Raw genomic sequence first — 7,572 nt, 5'->3', positions numbered from 1 at the left:
ACTCATTTAAATCACTTTGCTATTAAGTACAAATTGATTCTTAGAGCGAACCAGATTGCTTGGCAGGAGCTTAAAAATATGGCAGCTTAAAATTGACCGTGCGTAACATGAGTTATTCAATTGTGAAAAATAACTATAGCTATTTTGCACCATCTGCTTATTTAATATGGTTTCTGTTTTGTCTATACATTTATGACTTATAACAAAATTGATTTTGTAGATAGCATCAATTAGCTTACTCATCCGAGATAGTCTCAATATAACCTTTGTTATTAAAAGTAATTATAGCATTTACTCTATTCTTTGGATGTTCATATTAGCCTGCAAAGTTTATTAGCTTTTAACATGCAGGCCGTAGGATTAATTTCTCAGAGGCTTATTCATCACCACTGTCATCATCACCACTGTCGTCATCACCACTGTCATCATCGCCATCATCACTATCGTCCTCATCATCACTGTCGTCCTCATCATCGATGTCTTCCTCATCCCCATCATCATCCCCCTCATCATCGGAGCTTAGGTTAGCAACATCGCTATCGCTACTTGCATCGCTATCCGAAGAAGTGTCTGCAACCTCACTCGTCAACTCGCTTTCCTCTTCAGCAATAATATTTTCACTATAAAAGGTATTTACCTGACCTAATTCAATTGCAAAAAACTTAGCGGTGGTAAGCATCACTACATCGGATAAAATGGTTGGGACGGTGGTCGTAGTGGTGGGTGCGGATCCGATTACGGCACTAACTAAACCGTAATTTTTATCGGTTAAAGAAACCTGTCCTTTAGAGTTACTTAAAATACCGATCGCTTTAATTACTAGTCCCACTTTGTTGTTATAGATTAACTCTACTGTGGAGTTGCTTTTAGCGTCTGCTAATTCAAGCCTACCACGAGGTGTTAAGATAGCAAAAGCACTAGGCTTATTAAAAATAGCTAAAGCACCTAACTGGCCCTTTAAATTTCCTCTAATTAATTTAAGTACAGCGCGATCCTTCGATGAGCCCGAATAGGTTTGCCCTTTTGCAGGTAAAGTAAAATGATATTTTTTGATTTCTAGAGCCGATTCGGGTCCAAGAACAATAAAAGTCCCATCATTGAAACGCAAACCTACCTTACTCTCCTTTTTCGTAATAATAATCTGTTTAGCATAAAATAAGGATTTTACTCTAAGGGGATGAATTTTTTTATTATCAATTAAAACCTCAACTCTACCCTCAGTTTTGACAACCATACCACTGGGAAAATGCGTTTTATGTTTTTTAGATCTAGGTTGCTCGGAGCTAGTGGTATCAGGAATAGAAATTGAAGTACTTTCTGCCGCCGAAGTATTTCCAGGAGTTACTGTTGCAGGAGTAATGGTTGTTGGCGTAGTTGTTGTTGGGGTTGTTGTTGTTGGGGTTATGGTAGTGGGTGTAGTGATAGAAGGCGTTATGGTTGCAGGCGTAACTGTTTGGGGCCTGACAATTGGCGGATTAATGATTGTTGGGTTAATCGTGGTAGGGTTAATCGTCGTTGGATTAATCGTGGTTGGATTGATAATGGTGGGGTTAATGGTCGTAGGATTAATGGTCGTAGGATTAATTACAACCGGATTGATTGTGGTTGGATTAATCACAGTGGGATTTATTGTGGGCGGAGTAATGGTTGTGGGATTAATGGTCGTAGGATTAATGGTGGTTGGATTGATCTGAGTAGGAGTGATTTGTGCTGGTGTAACATCCGCAAGTTGGACAGGATTAGAACTAGGACTATTAGCAGCAAAAAGTACTGAGCTTGAAGTTATTAATACTGATAAAAGCCCCTGAAATATTAATCGATTATAATTGTCCAACATGGAATCTCCTAATTCGCAAAATTATTATCCTTCTGATTATAGATTAAATAGTATAATTCATCTTTTCACAAGGTACTTATTATTTTCAATACAGATCAACAAGTTAGCATATTTTTTATTTTCGACTATAGTTAATTAAACAATTAAAATAAGAACAGGCTCGGCCTGCAAGGGGAAAACATGTTCAACAAAGGACTCGTTTTAGCGTCATTGATTTTCTTTTTAAATTCCAACCTATTTGCTGAAAACGAAATTGCCATTACTATAGATGATCTACCCTTTGTAGGCTCAGGCACCAGCACCCCTGCAAACTTAAAAAGAACGCAAGAACGCTTTATGGCCATAGTAAACGCCTTAGTGGAAAATCAAGTGCCTGCTACGGGCTTTGTGATTGGAGGTGCTATAGCCAAAAATGAATGGGAATTTTTAGAAATTTTCCGTAATCAAGGCTTCAACGTGGGCAATCACACCTATACTCATCGTAGTTTAAATAGTGAAAGTGCAGATAAATATATTGCTGACATTGATCGCGCCGATAATCGGCTATCACCAGTGATGACGGAACCGAAATATTTTCGTTATCCCTACTTAGCTGAAGGCAAAGGCGAGAAAAAGCAAAAGGTTCTCGATTATCTGGCAGAACATCACTATATTGTAGCCCCGGTCACAGTAGACAGTAAGGATTATGAATTTAACGCTCAATTTTATCGCATTCCTTATCGCCAAAGAGCACAAAGATTAGAGCAATTTAAAAAACGTTATCTTGCTTTTATTTGGCAACAAACACTTAGAGCAGAAAAAAGAGCAAAAAAAGTTGAGGGGCAGCCAACGAAGCAAATTTTATTGATCCATGCAAATCTGCTAAATAGTTTATGCTTAGGCGATATTATTGAGATGTACAAAAAGAATGGTTATAAATTTATTACCTTAGATGAAGCGCTGAAAGGCAATACTGCTCCCGTAATCAATGATGCTGCCCCTGCAGCAACGACAGAGGGCGATAAGGAAAAAAACCCAGTAACAACGTCAACTAGTGCCTCATAGTTTAGCCAATAACCCGTGTTAAGTTCGCAGCATAATACGGGTTAAACTTTCTACTTTGCTAAGTATTTTTTTCGATGCGAGAAACCATATGGCGAGGTAGAAGCATCCAATAGTGTCCTGGATTTTTCATATGGCCGGCGATTAAAGTTGCTTGCTTTCCCCCACCCCAAAAGACGTCTCCACGTACTTTACCTTTGATTGCGCCACCAGTATCTTGCGCTATCATCAAACGTTGCATCGGCTTATTAAGCTCAGGATTTTTACTATCTGGACGCGTTGTACTCAACCACAACGGAGCACCCATTGGTATCCACTGACGATCAATAGCTAAAGAATATCCCGGTGTTAAAGCAACCCCCTGCGAACCTAAAGCCCCGTCTAATTTAAGCTTACGGAAAAAAACAAAGGATTTATTTTGATTAATGATCGGATCAATTTGTTCAGGATTTGCTTCTAAATAACGCTTAATAGCCTGCATTGACGCATTATCTTTAGTCATAATTCCTTTCTTAATTAACACACCAGCTATGGCCGTGTAAGGCGCCCCATTTTGTCCATCATAACCTATAAAAAGACGTGAACCATCATCAAGCTCAATAACCCCAGAACCTTGTATTTCTAAAAACAAACGATCAATTGGGCTATGGATCCATAATAAAACGCGAGCTTTACCTTTAACGGCACCCTTATTAATTTGTTCACGCGTATAATAAGGGACAACTTTATTGCCCTCTAAGCGCCCTACAATTTTGCGGTTTTTTAAATGGGGTATAAACAATCCCAAATCTAAAGTTACTAAATCCTTAGGGACTTCATATATAGGCACGTTATATTCAGGGGAGCGAGTGTAACTCCCTTTAATTGAAGGCATATAATAACCGGTGAATAAACCATTAGCCGGTTTATCGGCGTAAAACTCAACCGGAGCAAACCATTTTTGGAAAAAGATTTTAAGATCTTGATCATCATGTTTTATTTGTAAAGCCGCTTGGCAAGAGGGATGCCAATCTTTGGCTTGTAATTCAATATGATCAGTACCCACAATTTGTTCAGGTTCTTGCTTAACAAAAGCACGACAAGAGGCTTTAAAGGTGTCTAAAGATTTTTTCAGATCGGCCTTATCCCATCCAGGCAATTCTTTAAAACTAACCACCCGAAACATGGGTTTGGGTGCATTGAACCACCAGGCAAAGACACCTAGGGTAATTGCGGCTACAGCCACTAAAATGTATAGTATTTTTGCTTTCATAAGAGGTCAAATTTTACACGAGATGAGACAAAATGCAACCAAAAAATAAATAGGGAAGTTTAGCCTATCCTAAAAATATAAAATAATCCATCAAAATCCACTTTATTTTCAAGTAGTTAATGGATTCCCGATCCTATCCTTACTGGAATCTATTTGGTTATTGATAATCCGTAAACACAACTGTTTGAGAGCATTTAAATAAGCTAATAAATTTCTTAAGTCGGAAAATTCAATAGTTAAATAGAGAGGATGACTTTGTATTTTCTCTATACACTGGTTTAACTGTTCATAGAGAGGGAGGGCCTGTACATAAGCATTGTTCTCATATAAAAATACCAGCTCCTGCTCATAAGGGAGTAAATCCAACTCAAGTTGATTTGCAATACTAAGGGCTTTGTCTTTATCAATTGAAGTTAGGATATAGCTAATAGTAGCCTGCGTCATTACCAAGGATTCGAAACGTTGGCGAAAGGCAGTTAATTTAGTTAGCTTTTTTTTCTTCAAATCCAAATCACTAAGGCCTTCAATTAAACCCCGAGCCAGCCAAAAGATACTCGCTAAATCGTAGATTGTCTTTTTTTCGGTAATAAGAAGCGCTTGTCTTAAGTTAAAAGTCAGGTAGTTATAAATTTTTTCTAAATAGCGTTGTAAAAGAGTCCATACATCAGAACGCCATAAAATGTTGGCCACAATAAAACTTGCAGCAATCCCTATAACAACACCTGCTAAGCGTTGAAGAGGAGGATCTAATAAAGTAGGTGGTCCCCCTTCTTGGGCTAAGGTAATAATCAAAGCAATATTCGCTTGTAAACCAATATAAGCATATTTAGGAAACTTAAACATGAAATAAGAAAAGCCCCATACAGCAAAAAATAGCAGTACTATAAAATCATATAAATTCATCTCGACTACTGCTAAGGAAACTAGCGCAAGCCCTCCTCCTAAACTACAACCGAGCAAGCGATGGATAATTACATTCTTCATTTCTAAAAGATTTAAGCGCATGGATATTACGAGGCTACTAATAATTCCATTAATTCCACCAGGCCAATTGCTAACTAACCAAAAACCCAAGGCAAGCAACACCGATAAACCCGCTTTAATGGCATGTTTAATTAATTCCTTATCATCCGTTTTAATTCTGTCTTTTCTAGTCAATAAAACATAGGGTTTTTCTTGCGCTATGGGTGTTTGTCCTAATAAGGAATGTAAGAACGATAAATGCTGGATGACTTGATTAAAAAATACAATGAATGCATAAATAAAATCGCTCCTCGCAAGAATTGCTTCTTTTTTTATTTGCTCTTCAAATTCAGTCAAGGCAAGTTTGCTTTTCAAACTTAATTCAATAGTTTGTGCTGTAATAAAAGCCCGGTGGATTTGTTGAAGATCATCAGTAATTGCAAGAAAAAGTTTATCTATTGAGGCTGCTTGTAAAAGCTGTAAATCCGCTGCAATATAAGGTAGTGCGATTACATATTGTATTTGCCTGGCCAAGGTAAAAAACGTGTCCAAAAAAGCGCGTAATCTATCCGTTTGAGCTTGGTTAGTACCTAATTCCACATTAAGTGATACGATAAGTTCCGTGGCCTTACGAAGCTTTTTTTTAATTTTCAAATTATTATCACTGAGCTCCGCCACCTTGATTTCATTGTTGGCAATACAAACAGCCAATTTTTTAAATTCTTGAATATAGCTATTAAATAAATCGCTTACTTGACTCGTTATATTATCTTTTAAATGATTTGGGAAAAATACATACACACACAGTGCAAAAACTACCACGCCAACAGCAATTTCTATCGGTCGCCATATGGCTACATTAAAAGCATTTTGAGGATTGATAGTAATTTGGGAGATAATAATAAAGGCGCACAATGCGCCTAATAAGTAGGCATAGCCGTACCTGCTGTAATAATAAAAATATACACTTACCGCGATAATTAAAAAACAACTTAGTAAGTATAAGAGGAAACTATTAGCAACAATCCCTACAAGATAAAAACCTAAGGCAGCACCGATGATGGTTCCTATAATCCGCATAAGGGCTTTATCAATAATACTACCTGTATAAAGATTGGAGATGATAACCACACTCATACCCGACCAATAAGGGCTTGGTAGATGAAAAGTAAAGGCCACTAATACAGCGGACAAGGCTGCGATGGCCGTGCGTAAAGCAGCTCTATTTTCTACCGTTCGCGGCCAATAAGGAAACACCTCATCTCCTATAAGTTACAGTTTCAGCGCTAGCACCAATACGCAAATGATAAGCATCATCGACATCATCAATGTAAATACGAACAGGAAAACGTTGAGCAATACGGATCCAATCTTCGGTGGCCTCTAAATATTCTAGTGTGGATGGGGCAACACTACCTGATTGAACCCGATTGATACCCCAACCTATGCTATTTACATGACCATGAAATACTTTGCCAGGATACATATCGATAGTAATCTTGGCCTTATCGCCAGGTTTAATCAGACGAATGGCTGTTTCACGATAGCGCGTTACTACCCACCAAAGTTTGGTTTCAACTAAAGCAAATAAACCCTCTCCCGGCTTAATATATTGCCCCACTCGGACATTAAAGTTGGTAATATAACCATCTTCGGGAGCATATAAAATCGTATGATCTAGCATATATAAGGCTTGAGCTAATTCGGCTTGTGCAGCAAGAATTGGACTATCGTCTAAATTGGTTTGGGCAATTTTTAATTCTTGCTCAGCTATTTGAATTGCTGCTTCCTGATCTTTCATTTTATCGATTAAATTGACTACCGTAATAGTAGGCAAATCCCCCTTAGCTTGAAGTGGTGTATACCGCTTATAATGATCTTGACTTAAACTAAGCATTATTTTGCTTTGTTGAAGCTGCTGTTCTGCTTTAGAAACAGCAATTTTTTCATTTTCGTAATTAAGTTTAGCAATGGTTAATTTTGCTTTAGCTTGTTCTACTGCATAAAGATAGGGTAGTCGATCTATTTCGATTAATGGGGCGCCTTTTTTAACTTGTTGGTTTTCTTTAATATAAAGTTTGGTGACCGGACCTGAAACCACAGCGGCAATATTCACAATGTGAGCTGAAACATAAGCATCATTAGAACGCGTATCATAATAGGCAAAATAACGATAAGCAGCATAGATGCAAATCAATAAACAAGCCACTCCTATTTGTGGCCAATATTTAAAATCAGGTGGTATCCATGATTTAATTTTAGAAAAGATGAGCAATCGCAATACCAAAGGTTATTAAAAAGCATTGCTATAACAATACAACCTTGCCTATTACGATTCAAGATAATCCTCCTCAACATTCAGGGCCACCTCATGAAAAAAATCTAGCTTAAATCGGTAAATAATGAGAGGCTAGCTTCATTTAAATGGATATAGGAATGAAGCTGGAAGAAGGATTTTTAGATTTTTTTATTTCACTTG

6 protein-coding genes are annotated in these 7,572 nt (G+C 37.6%); 1 reads left to right on the top strand and 5 read right to left on the bottom strand.

Annotation, left to right across the window (positions count from 1 at the left end):
* Window positions 1-6: 6 nt before the first annotated feature.
* Both ELY15_RS16190 and ELY15_RS11890 read right to left on the bottom strand, forming a co-directional pair.
* Complete coding sequence (locus ELY15_RS16190) at window positions 7-243, bottom strand: hypothetical protein (protein WP_158617467.1); 237 nt, start codon at window positions 241-243, stop codon at window positions 7-9.
* Between the two features lie 133 nt (window positions 244-376).
* Window positions 377-1,837, bottom strand: a complete 1,461-nt coding sequence (locus tag ELY15_RS11890; RefSeq protein WP_127100300.1) for a hypothetical protein — start codon at window positions 1,835-1,837, stop codon at window positions 377-379.
* A gap of 180 nt (window positions 1,838-2,017) precedes the next feature.
* Between ELY15_RS11890 and ELY15_RS11885 the strand changes: the two genes are divergently transcribed.
* A complete protein-coding gene (locus tag ELY15_RS11885) occupies window positions 2,018-2,881 on the top strand; it encodes a polysaccharide deacetylase family protein (protein WP_127100298.1) in 864 nt (287 codons plus the stop codon).
* A 58-nt stretch (window positions 2,882-2,939) separates the two neighbouring features.
* Here ELY15_RS11885 and ELY15_RS11880 read toward each other — a convergent pair whose 3' ends face one another.
* The 3 genes from ELY15_RS11880 to ELY15_RS11870 all read right to left on the bottom strand — a co-directional run bounded on the left by ELY15_RS11880 (window position 2,940) and on the right by ELY15_RS11870 (window position 7,290).
* Window positions 2,940-4,130 carry a murein transglycosylase A gene (locus ELY15_RS11880; RefSeq protein WP_127100296.1) on the bottom strand — a complete coding sequence of 397 codons (1,191 nt, stop codon included), beginning with the start codon at window positions 4,128-4,130 and terminating at the stop codon, window positions 2,940-2,942.
* Window positions 4,131-4,238: 108 nt separating this feature from the next.
* Window positions 4,239-6,350: an FUSC family protein gene (locus ELY15_RS11875; RefSeq protein ID WP_127100294.1), complete on the bottom strand. Its 2,112-nt coding sequence runs from the start codon at window positions 6,348-6,350 to the stop codon at window positions 4,239-4,241.
* A 1-nt stretch (window position 6,351) separates the two neighbouring features.
* On the bottom strand, window positions 6,352-7,290 hold the full coding sequence (locus ELY15_RS11870; protein ID WP_233586687.1) for an HlyD family secretion protein: 939 nt from the start codon (window positions 7,288-7,290) through the stop codon (window positions 6,352-6,354).
* Window positions 7,291-7,572: the final 282 nt, after the last annotated feature.

The sequence above is a fragment of the Legionella sp. km772 genome, assembly GCF_003989735.1.
Lineage (GTDB): Bacteria > Pseudomonadota > Gammaproteobacteria > Legionellales > Legionellaceae > Legionella.
This window is presented reverse-complemented; position numbering and strand designations above follow the sequence as displayed.